We start from the raw sequence: 19,447 nt of genomic DNA on the forward strand, positions 1-19,447 counted from the left end.
GCCCCGCACCACCGCGCGTCCCACACGACCGCGCACCCCGAGCCCCCTCATGGCATCCCCCCACGCAGCAAACGGCACCGCGCGACCCGCGAAGCCGCCCGCACGACCACCGGACACAACCGTGACCGGCACCGGAAACCGACCCGACAACCTCAGGGATCGCCCATGCTTCCCCTCTCCTCCTCGCAGGAGATCGTCTGGCTGCACGAACAGATGCAGCCCGGCAGTCGCGCCTACAACTTCACCGCCGCGCTGGACCTGTGGGGCCCGCTCGACGCCGAGGCGCTGCGGCTGGGGCTCGCCGCCACCCTCGCACGCCACCCCGGTCTGCGCCTCGAACTCGTCGCCTCCACCGGGTCCGTACCGGGGCAGCGGGTCGCGCCACAGTGTCCGCCGAGGCTGCGCACCATCGATCTCGGTACGGAGAAGGACCCCGAGGCGGCGTTCGCCGAACTCCTGCGCGCCGAGGCCGAGACGCCGCTCGACACCTTCGAGGCACCGCTGATCCGCTGGACCCTCGTGCGGCTGGCCGAGCGCCACCACCGGCTGGTCCACGTCGAGCACCACCTGATCCACGACGGGCACTCCTTCGCGATCCTGCTCGACGACGTCTTCCGCGTCTACCGCGCCCACGTCCTCGGCGAGACCCTGGAACTCCCGCCCGCCTCGTCGTACGCGGACCATGTCCTGGCCCGGGCCGAAGCCGCGTACGCCCCCGAATCGCTGGACTTCTGGCGGGCCGAACTCGCCGACCAGCCCCACGACCTGCCGCTGCCCGGTCTCGCCCGCCCCGGTGCCCGTCGCCGGCACAACGGCGGCCAGCTGCGCCAGACGATCGGCGCCGATCTCGCCGAACGCCTGCGCGGCCACACCCGTTCGCGTGGTCTCACCCCGTTCGCCACGCTGCTGGGGCTGTTCGCCGAACTCCTGCGCCGGCACAGCGGCCGCTCCCGGATGGTCATCGGCACCGCCGTCGGCAACCGCCCCCTCGGCTACGAGGACGCCGTGGGCATGTTCGTCAACACCATCCCGCTGCCGCTCGCCCTGGACGGAGCCGTCTCCGCCCAGGAGACCATGTACGACGTCACCGACACCCTCATCCGGGCCCTGCCGCACCAGGACGTGCCGGTCCAGGAGCTGACCCGGGCGCTCGGCATGCACACCTCCGGCGCCGACAACCCGCTGTTCTCCGTCATGTTCAGCGCCCACGACGCACCGCTGCCCGAGATCGAGGTACCCGGTCTCGACATCACCCTCTTCGAGGGGTTCAACACCGGCACCACCCGCTTCGACCTCGACGTGGTGCTGCTCCCCGACGACCGGCGCGGCGTCACCCCGCGCCACGGCGCGCCCGGCATGACCCTGGTCTGGGACTACGACGCGGACCTCCTAGGCGAGGACGTCGCCCGGCTGCTCTCCGGCCGCTTCCTGGACCTGCTGCGCGCCTATCTCGACAGCCCCGGGATCCCGCTCGCCGACCTGGCACCGACCGCCGTGGAACCGGCCGCCGAGCCCGTGCCCGTGCCGACCGACCGTGATCCGCTGGACCCCGTGGCCGCGCACCACCCGTCGCTGCCCGCCCTGCTGTGCGGCGCGCGCCGGCTCACCTACGGCGAACTCGACGACCGCGTCGGCTCCCTCGCCCAGCGGCTCCGCGCCGCCGGTGTGACGCCCGGCCGGCCGGTGGCCGCGGTCCTGCCCAGGGGGACCGACTCGGTCGTCGCCCTCCTCGCGTGCCTGCGGACCGGCGCCGTCTACTGCCCGCTGTCCCCCTCCGACCCGCCGGCCCGCCTCGCACTGCTGCTGGAGCGCCTCGCCCCGGCCCTGGTCCTCACCGGCGACGGCGCCCCGGCCCTGCCGGAAGCACTGCCGATCGCCCGGATCGACGCCCCGGACCTGCCTCCCGCGCGCGAGGCCGCCGTTCTTCCCCACACCGCGTACGTCATCCACACCTCGGGTTCCACCGGCACGCCGAAGCCCGTCGCCGTCGGCCACGCGGCGCTGACGCACCACATGACGGCGGCAGCCGACCGGTTCGGCCTCGTCACCTCGGACCGGGTCCTGATGTTCGCGCAGCCGTCCTTCGACGTCGCCCTGGAGGAGGTGCTGCCGACCCTGCACGCCGGGGCGTGCCTGGTCCTGCCCGAGCACGAGGTGCCCACGGGCGCGGAGCTCGCCGAACTGCTCGCGTCCGCCCGGGTCACCGTCGCCAACCTGCCCACCAGCTACTTCCTCGCCACCCGCGAGGACCTGCGTCCCGCGCTGCGCGACGAGAGCTGGACGCCCAGGCTCCTGGTCCTCGGCGGCGAACGCCTTCCCGCGGAGGCCTTGCGCGGCGTCCTCGCCGACACCGACGCCACCGTGCTCAACGTGTACGGCGTCACGGAGGCGGCCATCAGCTCGACCGTCCACGAGGTCTCCCGCGACGCCCTCGCCGAGGGTGCCGAGATCCCCCTGGGCACCGAACTCCCGGGCGAGCGGGTCCTCGTCCTGGACGCCCACCACCGCCCGCTGCCGTCCGGCGCCGTCGGTGAACTCGCCGTCGCCGGACCCGGTCTCGCCGAGGGGTACCCGGGCAACGCCGAGGTGACGGCCGCCCGGTTCGTCACCGTCGACGCACTCGACGGGGAGCGCGTCTACCTCACCGGCGACCTCGGCTACCGCGGTCTCGACGGGCTGCTGTACTTCCTCGGGCGACGTGACAACCAGATCAAGCTGCGCGGTCACCGCATCGAGCTGGAGGAGATCGAGGCGGCGGCGTCCGCGGTGCTCGGCGGCCGGTCCTGCGCCGTCGTACTGGACCGGGAGACCACGGGCGGCCCCAGGCTCGTCGGCTTCCTCGAAGACGGCGCCGACGGCGCGGACTTCGACGAGAAGGCCCTGCACGCCGAGCTGAGCCTGCGCCTGCCCGGCCCGCTCGTACCCGCCCGGTGGGCACGGCTGGAAACCATGCCGACCCTCGCCGGAGGCAAGCCCGACCGTACGGCGCTGTCCCGCCGGGCGGCGGCCCTCGACCCCGACGACACCGTGACGTCCGAGGCCGAGGCCGATTCCGAAACCCTTGCCGAACCCGGGTCCGCGGCCACCGCCGTGTCCGACGATCCGATGACGGCGTTGCTCGCGGAAGGCTGGCGCGAGGTCCTCGGCCACAGCCGTTTCCACGCCCGCTCCCACTTCTTCCACAGCGGTGGCCACTCCCTGCTCGCCGCCGAACTGGCCGCCTGGCTGGAGCCCCGGTTGGGCACGCGCCCGCCGCTGAAGGTGCTCTTCCGCAATCCCGTGCTCGCCGACCAGGCCGAGGCCCTCGCCACCACCACCCTTTCCACGGAGTCGTGATGACCCAGTCCCCGACCCTTCCCGTCGCCCCCGCCACGCCCGTCGAGACCGGCCTCGCCACCGCGCACGGCACCGGTACCGCGCCGAGCGTCGCCCACGGCCCCGCCGCCGAACCGACCGGTGTGCTCGCCCGCTTCGAGGACCAGGCCCGCCGGGACCCGCAGGCCCCGGCCGTGATCGACGGCACGCGGATCTGGACGTACCAGGACCTCGACGAGGCGGCCGTGCGGGTCGTCGCCGCCCTGGGCGACCGCGTACGGCCCGGTGACCTGGTCGGCGTCTGCCTCGACCGCTCCACCGCCCTGGTGGTCACCGCCGTCGCGCTCGCCCGGATCGGCGCCGTCTACCTGCCGCTCGGCCCCCGCCCCGGCGAACGCCGCACCCAGGCCGTCACCGAGGACCTCGACGTCGCCTGCCTCATCGGCGACCCCGCCGTCCTGCCCGAGGAACACCGGAGCGGGGAGCACGCCCCGCTGCCGCTGCCCACCGACGGCGTCAACGCCCCCGCCGCCGCGGTGGCCGCCTTCGCCGGCTCCGGCCGCGGCACCCGGCGCGCACCCGAAGGCGCCCTGTACGCCGTCCTCACCTCCGGTTCCACCGGCCGCCCCAAGGCGGTCGCCGTGGCCGAGACCTCGCTCTCCGTCGCCCTGGACTGGTACCGGGCCGAGACCGGTCTGGCACCGGGCGACCGGCAGTCCCTGCTCATCGGTGTCGCCTTCGACCCGCACCTGTTGGAACTGTGGGCCGGCCTCACTTCGGGCGCCGCCCTCGTCCCGGCCCCGGACGACACCCGCTGGGACTCGCACGTCCTCACCGACTGGTGGCGCGACACCGGCCTCACCCACGCCGTGGCGGCCACCCCCACCATCGAACCGCTCCTGGACCGGCCGTGGCCGCAGGACCTGAGACTGCGTCACCTCGTCGTCGGCGGCGACCGCATGCGCCGCCGCCCCGGCACCGACGTCACCGCCACCGTCCACAACGCCTACGGCCCCGCGGAAGCCACCGTCGTCACCACCACCCACGCCATGCGCGGCACCGACCCGGAGGCCGGCGACCCGACCCCGCCGCCCATCGGCACCGCCCTGCCGGGCGTCACCCTCGTCGTCACCGACGACGAGGGCCGGCCCGTCGCCCGCGGGCAGGACGGTGAACTGCGCGTCGGCGGCCACTGCCTGGCGCTCTGCTACCTCGACCCCGAACTCACCGCCGAGCGGTTCGTCGAGGACCCCGCCGCCGGCCGCCTCTACCGCACCGGCGACCGGGTACGCATGAACGCCGACGGCAGCCTGGACTTCCTCGGCCGCCTCGACGACCAGGTGAAGATCAGCGGGGTGCGGATCGAACCGGCCGAGGTGGAAGCCGCCTTCGAGCAGGACCACCGGGTGCGCAGCGCCGTCGTCACCGTGCTGCGCGACGGCTCCGGCCACAGCCGCCTCGTCGCCCACGTACGGCCCGCCGACGGCGCCGAACCCGCGACCGCGGACCTCCTCGCCGCGGTCCGTGCCTGGCTCCCCGAGCAGGCCGTCCCCGCCGCCGTACGGATCGTCGACGGCTACCCGCTCGACGCCAACGGCAAGGTGGACCGGGCCGCCCTCGCAGCCCAGGCCGAGGCCCCGGCCCCCGTGCCGTCCCGGACCGCCGGCACGGACGACCTCGCCGACGCCACCGCCACCGAGCGGCTCGTGCTGACGTCCGTGCGCGACCTCCTCGGCCGCCCCGCCACCGGCCTCGGCGACCACTTCACCGACGCCGGTGGCACCTCCGTCGTCGCCGCACGACTGCTCGCGATCGTCGAACGCGAGACCGGAGTACGCCCGCGCGCCCACGAGCTGCTCCTCAGCACCGACCTGCGGGCCTTCGCCGCCCTCCTCGACCAGCGCCGGACCCCGCGCCCGGAAGGAGCCTGACATGACACCCACCACCTTGAGGCCCGCCGACCCGGCGAACGGAACGCCCGTACCGCCGCCCGCCGACCCCGCGAACGGCACGCCCGTACCGCCGCCCGCCGTCCGCACCACCACGCCCGTACCGCCGTCGGCACGGGCGGCCACCCTGCCGGCGCTCGTCGCGCGGCACGCCGAACTCACCCCGAACGCCCTCGCCGTGGTGGACGGTGACAGCACCCTCACCTACGGCCGGCTCCTCCAGGCGGGCCACGCCCTCGCCGTCCGCCTGCGCGACCACGGGGTGGCGCGCGGCGATCGGGTGGCGCTGCTGACGACGCGCTCCTCCCGCACGGTCGTGGCCCAGCTCGGGCTGTGGCTCGCCGGAGCGGTCTGCGTACCGCTCGACCCCGCCCAGCCCAGGCCGCGTACCGAGGCGATGATCACCGACGCCGAGGTGACGCTCACCATCGGCGACGCGAAACTGCTGGAGGCCGCCAGGCTCCCCGGCCCCGTCCTCGCCCTGCCCGAGGAGCCGCTCGCCGGCGGCCGGCCGCTCGACGAGTCCGAGCCGGACAGGGCGGCGTTCATCATGTTCACCTCCGGCTCCACCGGCCGCCCCAAGGGCGTCGCCGTGCCGCACGCCGCCATCGCCGAGCTGGTCACCGCACCCGACTACGTCACCCTCACCGGCCGCGACCGCGTCCTGTTCCACTCGCCCATGACCTTCGACGCCTCGACGTTCGAGGTCTGGGTCGCCCTCGCCAACGGCGCCGCGGTCGTCGTCTGCACCGAGCAGCGCCCCACCCTGGAGGACCTGGCCCGGCACGTCGAGCGGCACGGCGTGACGGTGGCGTTCTTCACCACGGCCCTCTTCCACCAGCTCGCCGCACGCCGCTCCCGCGTCTTCGCCCAGCTCCGCTCGGTCGTCGTGGGCGGCGAGGCGATGGCCGCCACACAGGCCCGTGAGGTGCTCACCGCCTTCCCCTGGCTGGAACTCGTGAACGGCTACGGGCCGACCGAGACGACCACCTTCGCCACCGCCCACCGGGTCACCGAGCAGGACTTCGAGGCGCCGATACCGATCGGCGCGCCCATCGCCGGGGCCACGGCGCACGTCCTGGACGCCGACGGCCGGCCGGTGGCCGACGGCGACCGGGGCGAACTGTGGATCGGCGGCAGCAGGCTCGCCCACGGGTACACGGGCCTGCCCGAACTCACCGCCGAACGGTTCGTCGAGCACCCCGCCGCCGGCCGGCTCTACCGCACGGGCGACATCGTCTCCCTCCGGACCGACGGCATCCTCCTCTTCCACGGCCGCAACGACGACCAGGTGAAGGTCCGCGGCTTCCGCATCGAACCCGCCGAGGTCGAACACGCCCTCCGCGAGCAGCCGGACGTGGACGACGCCGCGGTCACCGTCGACGGCGCCGGCACCCCCGAGGCGTCCCTCGTCGCGTTCGTCGTCGCCGCGCCCGGCCCCGTGCCGTCCGGCGGAACGCTGCGCGAGCGGCTCACCGCGGTCCTGCCCGCCCACCTGGTGCCCGACGCGGTCACCGTCCTGGAACGGCTTCCCCTCACCCCGGCCGGCAAGGTCGACCGACGCGCGCTCACCGCCCGGGCGCACGCGGCCGAGAGCGGGCCCGCCGAGGCGTCCGCGCAGCCGATGACCCCGTTGGAACAGGCCGTCGCCGACGTGTGGAGCCGGGAACTGGGCAGCGAGGTCACCCGCGCCGACGCCGAGTTCCTCGCCCTCGGCGGCCACTCCCTGCTCGCCCTCGCCGTCACCGACGACCTGCGCGAGGAACTCGGCGTGGAACTCTCCCTCGCCGACTTCTTCGCCGCCCCGACGGTCGCCGCGCAGGCCGCACTGGTCGAACGCGCCCTCCTGGCCGCCCACGGCGACCTGCACCCCGAGACCCCGGAGCACAGCGATGTCCACTGACGCCGACTCCGCGGCCCGCGAGCGCCAACAGCACCTCCAGCGGGAACTGCTGCGCCGGGCCCGCGCCGGAACCGCCCGACGCGTGACGACCGACCCCACCGTCGGCGCGACCGACCCCGTACCGCGGGACACCGGCCACGCCTCCGGTACCGCCCCGCAGGACGGAAGCGTCCCCCTCTCCCGCGCCCAGCGCCGCATGTGGCTGATGGAGCGGCTCGGCGGCGCGGGCGACTCGTACCACGTACCGTTCGCCACCCGGCTGCGCGGCCCGTTCGACGTGGCCGCGTTCACCGAGGCCCTCACCTCGCTGGTGGCCCGGCACGGCATCCTCCGCACCCGCTACACGGAGCGCGCGGGCGAGCCCTGCCAGGAGGTGCTGCCCGCGCCGCGGACGGTCCCCGTACCCGTCGTCGACACCGACGCCACGCACGCCCCCGGGCTGCTGCGGCGCGAGTCGGCCCGGCCGTTCGACCTCGCGGCCGGCGAGGCCGTACGGGCCCTCGTCCTGCGCCACGGCCCGCGGGACCACACCCTGCTGGTGACGTTCCACCACATCGCGGTGGACGGCGGCTCACTGGAGACGGTGGCCGGCGAACTCGCCGTCCTCTACACGGCGGCCACCGACGGGACGATCCCGCGCACCCTTGCCGCACCGCCCCAGTACGCCGACCACGCACGCCGCGAACACGACGCCCTACCCGGCTTCGAGGCCGAACTGGGCCGCTGGAGCGATCTGCTGGCCGACGCCGCCCCACCGCGCCTGCCCCGACCGGCCGCGGTCGCGCGACACACCGCGGTCCGGCCCGCGGCCGTGCGCACCGTCCCCCTCGCCGCGGCCGTCCCGGACGCCCTGCGCGCGCTGGGCGCGGAGCGCAACGCCACCCTCTTCGCGGTGTCGCTCACCGCGGCGTTCGCCGCACTGCACCGTCTCACCGGCGACGACGACCTGGTCATCGGAGTGGCGGGCACCCACCGCAGCGGAACCGCCATGCGCGGCCTGGTCGGTCTGTGCGTCAACACCCTGCCCGTACGCGTCGACGTCTCCGGCGATCCGACCTTCGTCCAACTGCAGCGCCGGGTACACGAAGCGCTCCTCGAAGCCCAGAGCCACCGGCACATCCCCTTCGACCTGGTCCTCGAACGCCTCGGCGCCGGGGCACGCGGCGCCGACGGCACCGCGCTGGTCCGCGTCACCTCCGACGTCCTCGGCGAGCCGACGGTCCTGCGCCTGCCGGGCACGTCGGCCGAGTACGTCGACGTACCCACCGACGGCGCGAAGTTCACCCTGTCCTACGGCCTGGGGCTGGGCGACGACGCACGGCCGGTGGCGCTCGTCCAGTACGACGGGAACACGCTGGACGACACCGTGGCGGAGGCGGCCGTACGGGACTACGCGGCCCTGCTCCACGCGGTGGCGGCCGACCCGGAACTCGCCCTGGGCCAACTACCCCTGCCCGGCCCGAACCCCGACGCCGGCCCGAACCCCGTCGTCGAACCGGACCTCGCCGTCGAACCGGACCTCGATGACGGCCCGGACGGCGGGGAAGCAGACGGCGAGGCCCCGGACGGCGACGGTCATCCGGCCGCCCGGACCTTGCGTGCCCACCCGCAGGTCGCCGACGCCACGGTGGTCCGGCCCGCCCAGGGGCCGCCCGTGGCCTACGCCGTCCTGCACGACAGCGTCGGCCCGTCCGGTCACGAACTGCTGGGCCTGCTGCGCCGGTCGCTCGCCGCCGAGTCCGTGCCCGCCACGGTCACCCTGCTCGACGCGCTTCCGCGCGAGGCCGCCGGGCCCCTCGACCAGGGCCGGCTGCCCGGGTCGTCCACGCCGAGCGCCCCGTCCGGCCCCCGGGCCGAAGCGGTCACGGAGACCTTCACCGCCGTGCTCGGTGTCCTCGCCGCGCCCGACGACGACTTCTTCGTCCTCGGTGGCCACTCCCTGAAAGCCGTACAGCTCGCCGAACGGCTCCGCACGGACCTCGGCCTGCCCCTCACGGGCCTCGACGTCCTCCAGGCCCGCACGCCCCGGGCGTTGACCGCGCTCCTCGACGAACGGGCGGCACGGCAGAGCGCCGCGAAGGCCGCGAGCAGGCCGGCCCCCCGCTCCCGGGACATCCGCCCGGGCACGGTCCTGGTCACCGGCGCGACGGGCGGCGTCGGCGCGTTCGTCGTACGCGAACTGGCCGCACAGGGCCGCCCCGTGCTGGCGCTCGCCCGACCCGAGTCCGCCCACCTGATCGCCGGCGAGGGCGTCGACGTCATCGAGGGCGACCTCACCGACCTGGCCGGCCTGCGGGACGCCGTCGCGCACGCCGACGCGATCGTCCACTCCGCCTGCACCTTCACCCGCCACGACGTGGACCTGGCGGCGATGGAGACGATGGTCGACGCCTGGCGGCGCGGACCGTTCGTCTTCGTCAGCAGCGTCGACGCCTACGGGCACCCCGACACGGACCGGGTCGCCGAGGAGGCGCCGCCCCACGAGCCCGTCAGCCCGTACGGCAGGGCCAAACTCGACTGCGAGGCCCTGCTGCTGCGCGCCGCGGGAACCGAGGGACGCGGGGGCGCGAGCGCCGTACGGTCACCGATCGTGTGGGGAGCGCACGACCGGCTGCGCGAACAGTTGCGCTGGGGCGCCATCGGCACGCTCTACCAGTCCGCCCGCGAGGGCCGGCCGATCGAACTGCCGCGGCCCGGTACCGGCGGACACCCCTGGTACGGAGTGGCCTGGGTGCACGCGGCGGCCCTGGCCCGCGCGGTGGCCGAGAGCCTGGACCGTCCCGTGCACGGGGTCGCCAACGCGTCCAGCGGCCATGTGTCCTGGCGTGACCTGGCCCTCGACCTCACGGAACTGCTCGACACCCGCGCGGACCTCCGCGACACCGACGACGTCCCCCGGGACCTCGATCACCGCTGGCACTACGCCGGCGCCCGCCTGGCCCGCCCCCTGCGGGCCCGGCAGGGAGAGGACCGGCGAACCGTGCTGGCCGAGATGATCCGCGGGATGGCTGCCACCACCGGCTGACCCGCCGAGCCGCGCCCGGAGCCCCGCACCGGGCTCCGGGCCCGGCCCCGATCGACTCCGGGGCCTGGTGGCGGGGCAACACGACGATCGCCGTGATCGCCGCGAGTACGAAGAGGGCGGCGGCGACGGCCGGGCCCAGGGCGTAGCCGGCGTTGAGCGCGGCGGGGTCGGCGGCCGTGCCGGTGCGGTGTGCGGCGAGGGTGGCCAAGGCTGCCGGCCCGATACAGCCGCCGAGTTGGCGGGAGCCGTTCACGAGGCCGGAGGCCATCCCGGCCTCACGGGAGGCGACACCGGTGGTCGCGGCGGTGAACGACCCGGGCGAGCTGCCGCGCCTGGCACGGGTCGCGGACCGCTGGGCGTCGCTGACCGCCGAGGACACCTACCTGGACGGGCTCCGAGCCCTGGTGGACGGCCTTCTGGCCGGCCGTTCCGGTGCGATCACCCGGGACGTGGCGGCCGGTACCGGGTAACGGCGGCCGTCGAAGGGCCACTCGACGAACCCTCGTGATCGACGGTCCTGCCGGTCCGCGACGCCGTCCACGCCCGGGGCCGTGAATCGGCGGATCGGACGCGGTCGTGGGAGCGCCCCGTCCGGCACGGCGAGGGTGCCGTGTCGGACGGGCGCGGGTGCCGTGTCGGAGGGGGTGCCCCCCCCCGGACTCGTCAGCGGTTGGCGCTCGACGGGCCGAAGAACTCGATCTCCGTGATGGCGACCTGCTTGTCGGCGGAGACCGCGTGCGCGGTCTCGATGGTGAAGCGGACCTTCGTGACCTCGCCGACGCGGAACGCACGCCGCTGGCCGCCCGCCCCTTGATCCAGGGTCAGCCGGCGCGTGGTGACCTTGCCGTCCTTCCCGGTGATCGTCGCCGTGACGCGGTGCGGCAGGGCGGACTCGCCGATCTTGTCGGCCTTCGCGGAGACGCCCGGGGTGATGATCACATCCAGTAGTCGGGTCGGCTCGCTGAAGCCGGCCTCGATCCACTCGCCCTGGCCGGACTGCGAGACGCCGGGGCCCCACCAGGTGTTGCTGCGCTTGTCGAAGGCGAGCTCCGGCTTGTGCTCGGGGTACGAGCGGGAGGCCGTGACCCGGTCGGGGGCCACGGGCGCGCGCTTGGCGAAGTGGTCCCGGGTGGCCTGGACGCCGTCGGGCAGGTACACGAGGCCGAGGATCGCCAGAGTGACGACGACGGCGAGGGTGATCCAGGTGCCGATGCGGTCGAACACCCGGCGCAGCCGGGGACGGTCGCCCGCCCACGGCGTCTCGCGGCGCCGCCCGGCGAAGAGCCGCCGCCACCAGGGGGCCCGTCCCGTCGCTGTGGCATCGGCGGTCTCGGCCAGCGGCATCGCGCAGCGCACGCAGTAGTGGCGGTCGGGACGGTTGGGCGTCGAGCACCACCGGCACGGCGGCCCGCCCACGATGCCGGGCTGCGCTCCCGGGGCGCGTACGGCCGGCCGTTCGGCGTCCGGCCGGCCGGGCAGGACGGGCGCGACAGCCGCCGGAGCGTCGTGCGGCGCCTCCGGGTCCGCCACGGGCACCAGGAGGGAGCGTGCCCGGTCGGACATGGTGTCGCTCAGCGCGTGCGGCGTCGGGGCGGTGGCCGCCGTGTCCTCCGCCGACGGAGTGCCGGGGCGGTCCGGGTGGGTCGGCCCCGGCCCCATGGGACGCCCGCCGCCGCCGGTGGCCGGACCGGACGGCTCCGCGCCCCCGGACCCGCCCGTTCGCGCCGGCGGCCCGGACCGGTCCGACTCCCCGGCACGCCGCACCGGTTCGGCGTGTCCGGGCGCGCCGGGGCTGTCCGGGTCGGGGCGGTCCGGGTCGCCGGGCGCCTCCGTAGCCGCGGACGCCGCCGCGGTGCCAGGTGCTGCCGTGGCCCCGGACTGCCCCGTACCGCCGGCGTTTTCCGGCGTCCGGGTGACGTCCGGGCTCCCGGCGGTCACACGGGTGTCGGGCTCCGCCGGTGCCGACGCGGGCCCCCGCGAACCGCCGGCGGACGCCGTGGCGGGCCCGGTGCCCCGGCCGGCGGCACGCGCCGCCCGCTCCGCACGGGCGGCGTCCATGGTGCCGGTGGCTGTACGGGCGTGGTCGGGCGTGCCGGCGTGCTCGGGCGTACCGCTGTCCGAGCCGCCCGCCGTCCGGGAGGCCTCGTGCGGGGTCCGCGCCGCGTCCGCGGCGGGTCCGCGCGGGTGTGACGACGGGCCGGCGGGCCGTGCGGCGCGGGAGCCCTGGTCCCAACTCAGCACGGCGCCGCACGCGTCGCAGAACGACTGGCCCGGTTCTGCGCGCGTTCCGCACTCGGCGCAGTTCTGCGTGGTCATTTCTCCGGGGTCCTTTCGGTGGCGGTCACCTCGACCGCGTAGGGCATGTGGGCGGGGCGGGCGGCGGCGACGAGGGAGTCCAGGCGGTGGAAGTCGGCCGGAGTCGGGTCGGGCAGCCGGAGGGCGACGTGCAGACGCGGGCGCGGGTCACCGGGGAACGGGCCGAGGGGGCGGGCGTTCCAGTCGGCGCCGCCGCTCTCGGTGATCTCGGGTACCACGCCGAACGCCAGCCGCACCGCCTCCGCGAGGCCGCGGCGGGTGCCGCGGATCCGATGCAGCGCGACGGCCGCCGCGACGGCGGCCCGCAACCGGGGCTCGGGCTCGCCGCCGTCGGTCTCGGCGCCCACCCAGGTGCCGAGCCACAAGGCGAAGTCGACCGGGGTCAACGCCGGGTCGAAGTAGGTGTCCAGGCAGTCCAGGACGTTCAGGACGGGAGCGAGGACGTCGTCGAGTCCGCCGACGAACCGCTGGGCCAGATCGTCGTCGGCGAAGACGGCGGGCAGCATCGTGCCCAGCGGGATCGAGGAACCGAGGCCGTCGACGGAGCCCCGGTAGGAAGCGGCCGTCACCCGCCGTCCCCGATCACCCGGACGCGGTGGTCGAAGGAGAAGACCAGCGAGGGCCGCTCCAGGTCGATGCGGTCGGTCGGGTTGCCGCGCTTGCCGGTGAGGGGATCGGCGGGGTGCAGGACGACCTCGTCGACGAGTTCCACCCCGGGGACCCGCTGGAGGACCGCGAACACCTCACCGGTCTGCACGGGTCGGCCGAACGGCCAACCCTGGCCGTCCGCGCCGCCGGTCAGCGGATCGAGATGGCGGTAGAGCGCGTCGTGCGCCTGCCGGCGCACCCGGTCGGTGTCGACGCCGCGGAAGGCGTGCACGGTGGCGACGACGGTCACGCCCTGGTAGTACGGCGGGCCGACGGCCAGCCGGGTGCCGATGAGGCGGCGCTCGTCCAGGTGACGCGTGATCCGACTCAACAGGGCGTCACCGGGCACCAGTTGCTCGAACCGCAGCCGCCCGCCCGGATCGGGCACCGCTTGCGGGACGACGAGGACGCGCACCGCGTAGGCGCCGTGCGTACCCTCCTCGCCCTCCAGACAGGTGATGCGCGCGGTCTCGGGCGCGGCGCGGCGCGCCAACTCCTCGTAGTCCCGCAGGGTGACGGCACGGTCCTGGGCGCGGAGCGTGATCGGCGCCCGCAGCTTGGCCTCCTCGACGGTCTCGCCGTCGACGCCGCCGCGCGCCGCCTCCCGGTTGACGACCTCGGCGACGTACGGGATGGACGTACGCAGCACCTGGACGGCGCCGCGCGCCACGTTGCCGCCGCGCCCGCCGCCGGTGCGGTAGCGATGCGCGCGCACGACGGCGCCCTTGGGGGCGACGGCCCCGTACTGGCGCAGCGACCCGTCCGGTTCGCGGACGGCCGGACCGAAGGCGATCTCGCCGGTCGCGGCCTCCAGGGTGACGTGGTGGTCGTCGGGCCGGGAGGCCGCGAAGTGCGGGACCACCTGCCAGTCCTGCCAGCCGTCGTCGTCGGCGGTCTGCAGGAGCAGCGGCGGATCGTCGGCGACGACCGGGGCGTGGGTGAGCCGCAGCCGCTGCCCGGGCAGCCCGGTGGCCTCGCCGAGGGCCTCGTCGTGGACGGTCTCGGCGTGCACGGCGCGGGTGGTGCCGCCGATGGTGTAGGCCTCGACGGAGCGGATGCTCGGCGAGGTGGTGTAGAAGGGCTGCCCCGGCAGCGGATCGGTGACGCGGCAGCGGACCCAGCCCGCCTCGTGCCCGCCGTTGCGGGAGAGCACATGACCGGCGGGCAGGTGCAGGACGACGTCGCCGGGCCGGTTGAGACCACCGGTGCCGTCCCGGTCCACCTCGCAGTCCTGCCAGCCGTCCTCGGTCCATGCCTCCCACACCAGCGGCGGCTGACGGGGATCGACACCGACGCCGTCGACACGGCTGTCGAGTTCCAGCGCGAGCGCGCAGTGCGGAACCGCCGCGCTCAGGCCGATCAGCATGCAGTCGCCGGGCTGCGGGGCCTCGGCGAAGCACAGCACGTCCTTGCCCTCGACGAGGTCCGTGGTGCGATCCACGACGGGTTGTCCCTGGTGCTGCACCACCAGGTGCGACAGCGAGCACGGGACGACGGCCAGGTCGCGCTCGGTGGCGAAGACGACGGCGTCCTCCCGCTCGGTGCGCAGCGTGGCGACCTCGGCACCGGCCTGGACCAGGATCACTTCCTCCTGGGGCGCGGACAGCCAGAACGTGACGTCGGTGCGCGCCGCGGAGGGCGGGAACAGCGTGATGCCCACCAGGTCGAGGAAGGCGAGGTGGTTCTTCTCCGGGACGCGGTTGAGTCGGTACACGATCTGGTCCGCCATGTGCGCGACCGTCTCGACGAGCGTGACGCCGGGGTCGGAGACGTTGTGGTCGGTCCACTCCGGGGCGCGCTGCTGGATGTAGCGCTTGGCGTCGTCGACGAACTGCTGGAAGCGCCGGTCGTCGAGGTTGGGGGAGGGCAGGGACATCAGAGGTCGCTTTCCAAGGAGCCCGGCGCGCCCGGCTCGTCGTGGGAGGGGATGACGTAGAAGGGGAAGACGAGGCTGCGCGGATTGTTGGTCCCGCGCACGGAGTACCGGACGTCGATGAACAGGACGCTCTGGTCACCCCCGGCGGACACCTCCACGTCATGGACCTCGATCCTGGGTTCCCAGCGGTCCAGGCTCACGTACACCTCGTGCTGGATGCGCCCCGCGGTCTGCTCGTTGACCGGGGCGAAGACGAGGTCGTGGATGGCGCAGCCGAACTCCGGGCGCATCGGCCGCTCGCCCGGGGCGGTGGCCAGGACGAGCCGGATGGCCTCCTCGACCTCGCGCTCGCCACTGACCAGCGCGATGCCCCCGGTGGGTCCGATGCGCATGGGGAACGCCCAGCCGGAGCCGATGAACTGTTCGGCCATCAGGGGGCCACCTGCCTCTTCCTTCTGCCGACGGCACGGGCGCGCCGGTACGGTCGTCCGGTCATGCGGGGAGGGGGTACTTCACGGTGTTGACGAAGACGAGGCCCTGGAGGTCGAGCCGGACGGCGCGGATGCCGACGTTGGCGATGGAGTTGACCTGGACCGTGCCGCCGGAGGAGATCATGGCGGCGCCCAGGGACTTCAGGTTGAGCGCGCCCATCGCGTCGATGGTCACGGCGCCCGCGAGCGACCTGAGGTTGACGATGCCGCGGCCCTGGATGTCGAGGATGCCGCCGCTCTTGATGGAGAGCCGGCGCCGGGCACTGAGCGTCAGGTCGGTCCCGGCCTCGACGGACACCGAGCGGCCGCCCTTGATGGTCACCGACCCCTGGCTGTCGACGGTGATCTCCGTCTTGGTGCGGTCGAGGTTGATGGTCAACCGGTCGTCACCGCTGGCGATGCGGACGCCCTGCCTGCGCCGGCCGGTCCGCTGGCTGAGCAGGTCGATGCGATTGGCCTGCCGGTCGGACAGGGTGTGCCGGGCGGCCTTGCGCTTCAGGCCGTCGTGCAGGGGCACGTCGTCGACCTTCGACGGCAGGTCGCGGCCGTTGTAGAGACCGCCGATCACGAACGGGTGGTCCAGCGCACCCCGGTCGAAGCCGACCAGCACCTCGTCGCCGACGTCCATGGGGAAGATGCCGCCGCCGCCCACACCTCCCGACTGCACGCTGCGGGCCCAGTCGCTCACGTACGTGTTGTCCAGCCACGGGAACTGGAGTTTCACCCGCCCCTGCTTCAGCGGGTCCTGCACATCGGTGACGATGGCGTTCGCGACACCGGGCAGCCGGGCCGCGCTCGCGGCGTCCGCGCCGCCCCCGCCCGACGCCAGCCCGTACAGGGAGCGCCACTGGCGTCCGCTCACCGTGATCCAGGACTCGTAGTGCCGGCCGTCGCCGAAGACGTGCCGCGCGGAGGTGACGGTGTACTTGCCCTCGAAGGGCTTGCCCACGTCACCGAGGGCCACGGGCACACCCGGCCGCAACTGGGGATTGCCGTACACGGCGACCTCCAGCTCCGCGAACGACGAGGTGACGTCGGCGGCGAGGGCCTTGGCGGCGTTCTGCACCTCGTCCTGCCGGTCGTACGGCGTGGCGGTCTCGACGAGCCGCGCCGACGCGAACTTCCCCGCCGCCTGGCCCGGAGTGAGGCCGATCGAGATGCCCGGATCGGTGGTGACCGACGCCGTCTCGACGATCTTCTTCTTGGTGGTGACGTTCCAGCCGCGCGACTCGATCGTGCCGACCTGGTCGGCGGCGGTGACCGCCGCCCGCAACCGGAGGATGTCGTGACCGGCCTGGAGCACGAAGGGGCTGTTGTCACCGTCGGTCTGCGGGGACGGCCCGCCCGCCGACGGGGTCGGCGTGACGAACCGGAACTTCCCCTTGGCGTCCAGGGACATCACCATGTTGTTCTCGTCGGCGAGCCGGGACAGGAAGTCCCAGTCGGTGACGTTGGACTGGGAGATGAAGCCGTACATGCCCTTCGTCGGCTGGATCCGGCCGATCGGCACACCGTCCAGGGCGGCGAGCTTGCGGGCGATGTCGGAGGCCTTCTGATTGCGGTAGGCGACGACACGACGCTGGCGCATCATCCGGTGCCCGAGGTCATAGCCGCGGATCACGGTGAAGCTTCCGGTGCCGTCGTAGTCCGCCTCCAACGCGGTGACCTCACCCGTCAGGAGGGGCTTGCCACCGCCCTGGCCGTCGGCGATCGGCGTGAGGACCACCCTCGTGCCGAAGGTGACGCCTAGCTTGCCGAGGACCAGGCGGTACGGGTCACGGAACGTCAACCGGAACGCGGCGGGCACGCCGACGCCCTGGTCGACCCACCCCTCCACGAGCAGCGGGGCGATGTCGTCGGGAAGCTTCGCGGAGCCGATCCGCACCTGCATGATGCTGGAGAACGCGGGCTGCACCATCAGCGCGACACCTCCTCGGGCGCGGGAAGCACCAGCTCGGTGCCCGTCCGCAACCGGGACGGGTCGTCGATGCCGTTGATCTCGGCAATCGCCCGCCACACGGTGGCCGTGCCGTACTCCCGCCACGCCAACGACTGCAACGAGTCGCCGGCCACGACCCGGTGCACGCGCTGCGCGGTGAGCGCGCCGGACGTCGGGTTCTGGTTCTTGGTCTTCCCCGGGATCTCCACCAGGTGCACCTGACAGGTGGCCCGGATGGGCACGCCCGTGGTGCCGAAGAGGCTGTACGACGCCTCGACGGAGCTCACGTACGCCACGAACCGGGCCGTGGAGAACGACCCCCACTCGAACACCACCCACGGTGGCGACGGCTGGTCGGCGGCGATGCTCTTCGCCGTCACCTCGCAACAGCCCAACAGCGACTCGACCTTCTTCAGCACCGTGTTGCGCGTCGGCGCGGTGGAGGAGTCCAGGAAGATCTCCAGCGTCATCTCGCGCGGCTCGGCGCCCATGAACTCCGGCTTGGAACCGTCGCGCACGGCCATCGTCGGCGTCGCCTTCCACTGCGCGCGCTGACTCAGCGACAACTGCGCCGGATTGAACTCGAAGCCGAACCTCCTCATCAGCGCCCCGGGCGTCGTGCTCGTCCCGACCGGAGGCTCGTGGATCGCCAGCGTCGCGCGCACCAGGCTCTTGCCGGCGCCCTTGCTGCTCCTGGCCATGGGTGTACTCCTTTCCGCTCTGCCGCGCCGTCAGTCCGTGAACCCGTGGTGGGCGATCTCCAGGACCTCCGTGGCCACGGCGGGGCTCGCGGGGTCGAGGGTGGGGCCCTGCCAACTCACCGGCAGGACGTCGATGAGCCCCCAGCGGGCCACCAGCGAGCCGTCGGCCCGCAGCGCCGCGATCTGGGCGGTGGGCCGCTTGATGCCCGTCTGGACCGACGAGATCCACTTGGCGACCTTCGCGGTGTCCGGCGTGAGAGGCCGGGTCAGTCGGATGGTGGAGAACGTGACCCGGGTGGGCAGGTGCCACACGAAGCCGTTGTTGCCGCCCTCCTGGCGGTGCTCGATCTCCACCTGGGACGACAGGCCTTGGCACCCGTTGAAGTACCCGAGGCTCTCGCCGTCGATGGTGAGGGTGAACCAGATGGTGGACCCGGGGTCCTGGCGGGGCATCCGAGGTGGGCCTTTCTGTCGTTCTGCGGTGGTGGCGGGCGGTGGACCGGCCACCGGCGGCCGGCGCGGAACCGGGCGGGTCCGTCGGCGGATCCGTCGGCCGGGTGCGCGGAGCGCGGTTCGGGGAACCGCGGGCCCGTCAGGCGCGCGGATCGCGGAGCCTGCCGATCCGTTCGCGGTCCATCCGCAGTTCCGTGCGGACGAGGCGGGTGACCCGGTCGATGATCCGATGCACCAACTCGTCCAACTGGAACTCGGTCAACTCGCGCGGATCGAACGAGCCGGCGGGCACCGCCGTGTACCCGGGCGGCGGGCCGCCCTGGGACGACGCCACCCCGTAGGGCGGAAGACCACCGGGCGGGGGCCCGCCGTGCGCCCCGGGCGGCTCGTACGGCGGCGGCGGATCGGCCCGTGGCCCTTGCTGCGACGGCGGCCGGAGATGCCCCAGAGTCGACGCCACGGTGGCCGCCGCGGCGGACGCGAGCGCACCGATGGACCTGCCGGAACCGGAACCGGAACCCGATCCGGAACTGGAGCTTGAGCCGAAGCCGAGAGAGGGAAAGCGCTGGACCGTGGGCCCGGACGGCGCCCCGGCCGCCCGAGCCGCGCCCAACGCCAGGGGCGCGGCCGGGGGCGGCGGAGTCAGCGGCGCCACGGGGAGCGGACCGCGCGCCGCGGGTCCCGTGCCGGACACGGAGGGCCGGCGCAGGGGAACGCCCCGCACGGGGAGGGCCCGTTGGACGGGGAGCGCGTCGGCGGTACGGGGAACGGCCGGAGCGGGCCGCACGGCCGACGGGACCGCGGGGGAGGGGAGGGCCGGGGGGGCCGGGG

The 19,447-nt window shown here is 74.5% G+C and carries 13 protein-coding genes; 5 read left to right on the forward strand and 8 right to left on the reverse strand.

Annotated features, from left to right (window positions below; all coding sequences use genetic code 11):
- Positions 1-165 precede the first annotated feature (165 nt).
- From ADK55_RS34970 to ADK55_RS38975, 5 genes are all read left to right on the forward strand, one after another.
- Positions 166-3,336 carry a non-ribosomal peptide synthetase gene (locus tag ADK55_RS34970; RefSeq protein ID WP_053684957.1) on the forward strand — a complete coding sequence of 1,057 codons (3,171 nt, stop codon included), beginning with the start codon at positions 166-168 and terminating at the stop codon, positions 3,334-3,336.
- Positions 3,336-5,246, forward strand: a complete 1,911-nt coding sequence (locus tag ADK55_RS34975) for a non-ribosomal peptide synthetase (RefSeq protein WP_053684959.1) — start codon at positions 3,336-3,338, stop codon at positions 5,244-5,246. The genes ADK55_RS34970 and ADK55_RS34975 overlap by 1 nt, the downstream gene beginning before the upstream one ends.
- A 1-nt stretch (position 5,247) precedes the next feature.
- Positions 5,248-7,167 carry a non-ribosomal peptide synthetase gene (locus ADK55_RS34980; protein WP_078999787.1) on the forward strand — a complete coding sequence of 640 codons (1,920 nt, stop codon included), beginning with the start codon at positions 5,248-5,250 and terminating at the stop codon, positions 7,165-7,167.
- Positions 7,157-10,192 (forward strand): condensation domain-containing protein, encoded by a 3,036-nt coding sequence (locus tag ADK55_RS34985; RefSeq protein ID WP_053684961.1) that lies wholly within the window; start codon positions 7,157-7,159, stop codon positions 10,190-10,192. Before ADK55_RS34980 ends, ADK55_RS34985 begins: the two co-directional genes overlap by 11 nt.
- Positions 10,193-10,392: 200 nt before the next feature.
- Entirely contained in the window at positions 10,393-10,662 is a 270-nt protein-coding gene (locus ADK55_RS38975; RefSeq protein ID WP_159041645.1) for a hypothetical protein, read from the forward strand.
- A 193-nt stretch (positions 10,663-10,855) separates the two neighbouring features.
- Here ADK55_RS38975 and ADK55_RS34990 read toward each other — a convergent pair whose 3' ends face one another.
- From ADK55_RS34990 to ADK55_RS40360, 8 genes are all read right to left on the reverse strand, one after another.
- Positions 10,856-12,508 (reverse strand): NADase-type glycan-binding domain-containing protein, encoded by a 1,653-nt coding sequence (locus ADK55_RS34990; protein ID WP_053684963.1) that lies wholly within the window; start codon positions 12,506-12,508, stop codon positions 10,856-10,858.
- Positions 12,505-13,014 carry a phage tail protein gene (locus ADK55_RS34995; RefSeq protein WP_053684978.1) on the reverse strand — a complete coding sequence of 170 codons (510 nt, stop codon included), beginning with the start codon at positions 13,012-13,014 and terminating at the stop codon, positions 12,505-12,507. The genes ADK55_RS34990 and ADK55_RS34995 overlap by 4 nt, the downstream gene beginning before the upstream one ends.
- 59 nt (positions 13,015-13,073) lie before the next feature.
- Positions 13,074-15,032, reverse strand: a complete 1,959-nt coding sequence (locus ADK55_RS35000; protein ID WP_053684965.1) for a putative baseplate assembly protein — start codon at positions 15,030-15,032, stop codon at positions 13,074-13,076.
- On the reverse strand, positions 15,032-15,463 hold the full coding sequence (locus ADK55_RS35005; RefSeq protein WP_053684967.1) for a GPW/gp25 family protein: 432 nt from the start codon (positions 15,461-15,463) through the stop codon (positions 15,032-15,034). Before ADK55_RS35005 ends, ADK55_RS35000 begins: the two co-directional genes overlap by 1 nt.
- Before the next feature lie 61 nt (positions 15,464-15,524).
- Positions 15,525-17,441 carry a VgrG-related protein gene (locus tag ADK55_RS35010; protein ID WP_053684969.1) on the reverse strand — a complete coding sequence of 639 codons (1,917 nt, stop codon included), beginning with the start codon at positions 17,439-17,441 and terminating at the stop codon, positions 15,525-15,527.
- Positions 17,441-18,163, reverse strand: a complete 723-nt coding sequence (locus ADK55_RS35015) for a LysM peptidoglycan-binding domain-containing protein (RefSeq protein ID WP_053684971.1) — start codon at positions 18,161-18,163, stop codon at positions 17,441-17,443. The genes ADK55_RS35010 and ADK55_RS35015 overlap by 1 nt, the downstream gene beginning before the upstream one ends.
- Before the next feature lie 30 nt (positions 18,164-18,193).
- A complete protein-coding gene (locus tag ADK55_RS35020) occupies positions 18,194-18,616 on the reverse strand; it encodes a phage tail protein (protein ID WP_053684973.1) in 423 nt (140 codons plus the stop codon).
- Positions 18,617-18,755: 139 nt separating this feature from the next.
- Positions 18,756-19,447 (reverse strand): hypothetical protein (locus tag ADK55_RS40360; RefSeq protein WP_234350377.1); only part of this gene is annotated, 692 nt, incomplete at its 5' end.

It is taken from the genome of Streptomyces sp. WM4235, assembly GCF_001279725.1.
Taxonomy (GTDB): domain Bacteria; phylum Actinomycetota; class Actinomycetes; order Streptomycetales; family Streptomycetaceae; genus Streptomyces.

Excerpts from the sequence above, each read along its gene's own strand:
- ADK55_RS34970 (WP_053684957.1), top strand. The coding sequence starts at position 166 with ATGCTTCCCCTCTCCTCCTCGCAGGAGATCGTCTGGCTGCACGAACAG.
- ADK55_RS34975 (WP_053684959.1), top strand. The coding sequence starts at position 3,336 with ATGACCCAGTCCCCGACCCTTCCCGTCGCCCCCGCCACGCCCGTCGAG.
- ADK55_RS34980 (WP_078999787.1), top strand. The coding sequence starts at position 5,248 with ATGACACCCACCACCTTGAGGCCCGCCGACCCGGCGAACGGAACGCCC.
- ADK55_RS34985 (WP_053684961.1), top strand. The coding sequence starts at position 7,157 with ATGTCCACTGACGCCGACTCCGCGGCCCGCGAGCGCCAACAGCACCTC.
- ADK55_RS34990 (WP_053684963.1), bottom strand. The coding sequence starts at position 12,508 with ATGACCACGCAGAACTGCGCCGAGTGCGGAACGCGCGCAGAACCGGGC.
- ADK55_RS34995 (WP_053684978.1), bottom strand. The coding sequence starts at position 13,014 with ATGCTGCCCGCCGTCTTCGCCGACGACGATCTGGCCCAGCGGTTCGTC.
- ADK55_RS35000 (WP_053684965.1), bottom strand. The coding sequence starts at position 15,032 with ATGTCCCTGCCCTCCCCCAACCTCGACGACCGGCGCTTCCAGCAGTTC.
- ADK55_RS35005 (WP_053684967.1), bottom strand. The coding sequence starts at position 15,463 with ATGGCCGAACAGTTCATCGGCTCCGGCTGGGCGTTCCCCATGCGCATC.
- ADK55_RS35010 (WP_053684969.1), bottom strand. The coding sequence starts at position 17,441 with ATGGTGCAGCCCGCGTTCTCCAGCATCATGCAGGTGCGGATCGGCTCC.
- ADK55_RS35015 (WP_053684971.1), bottom strand. The coding sequence starts at position 18,163 with ATGGCCAGGAGCAGCAAGGGCGCCGGCAAGAGCCTGGTGCGCGCGACG.
- ADK55_RS35020 (WP_053684973.1), bottom strand. The coding sequence starts at position 18,616 with ATGCCCCGCCAGGACCCCGGGTCCACCATCTGGTTCACCCTCACCATC.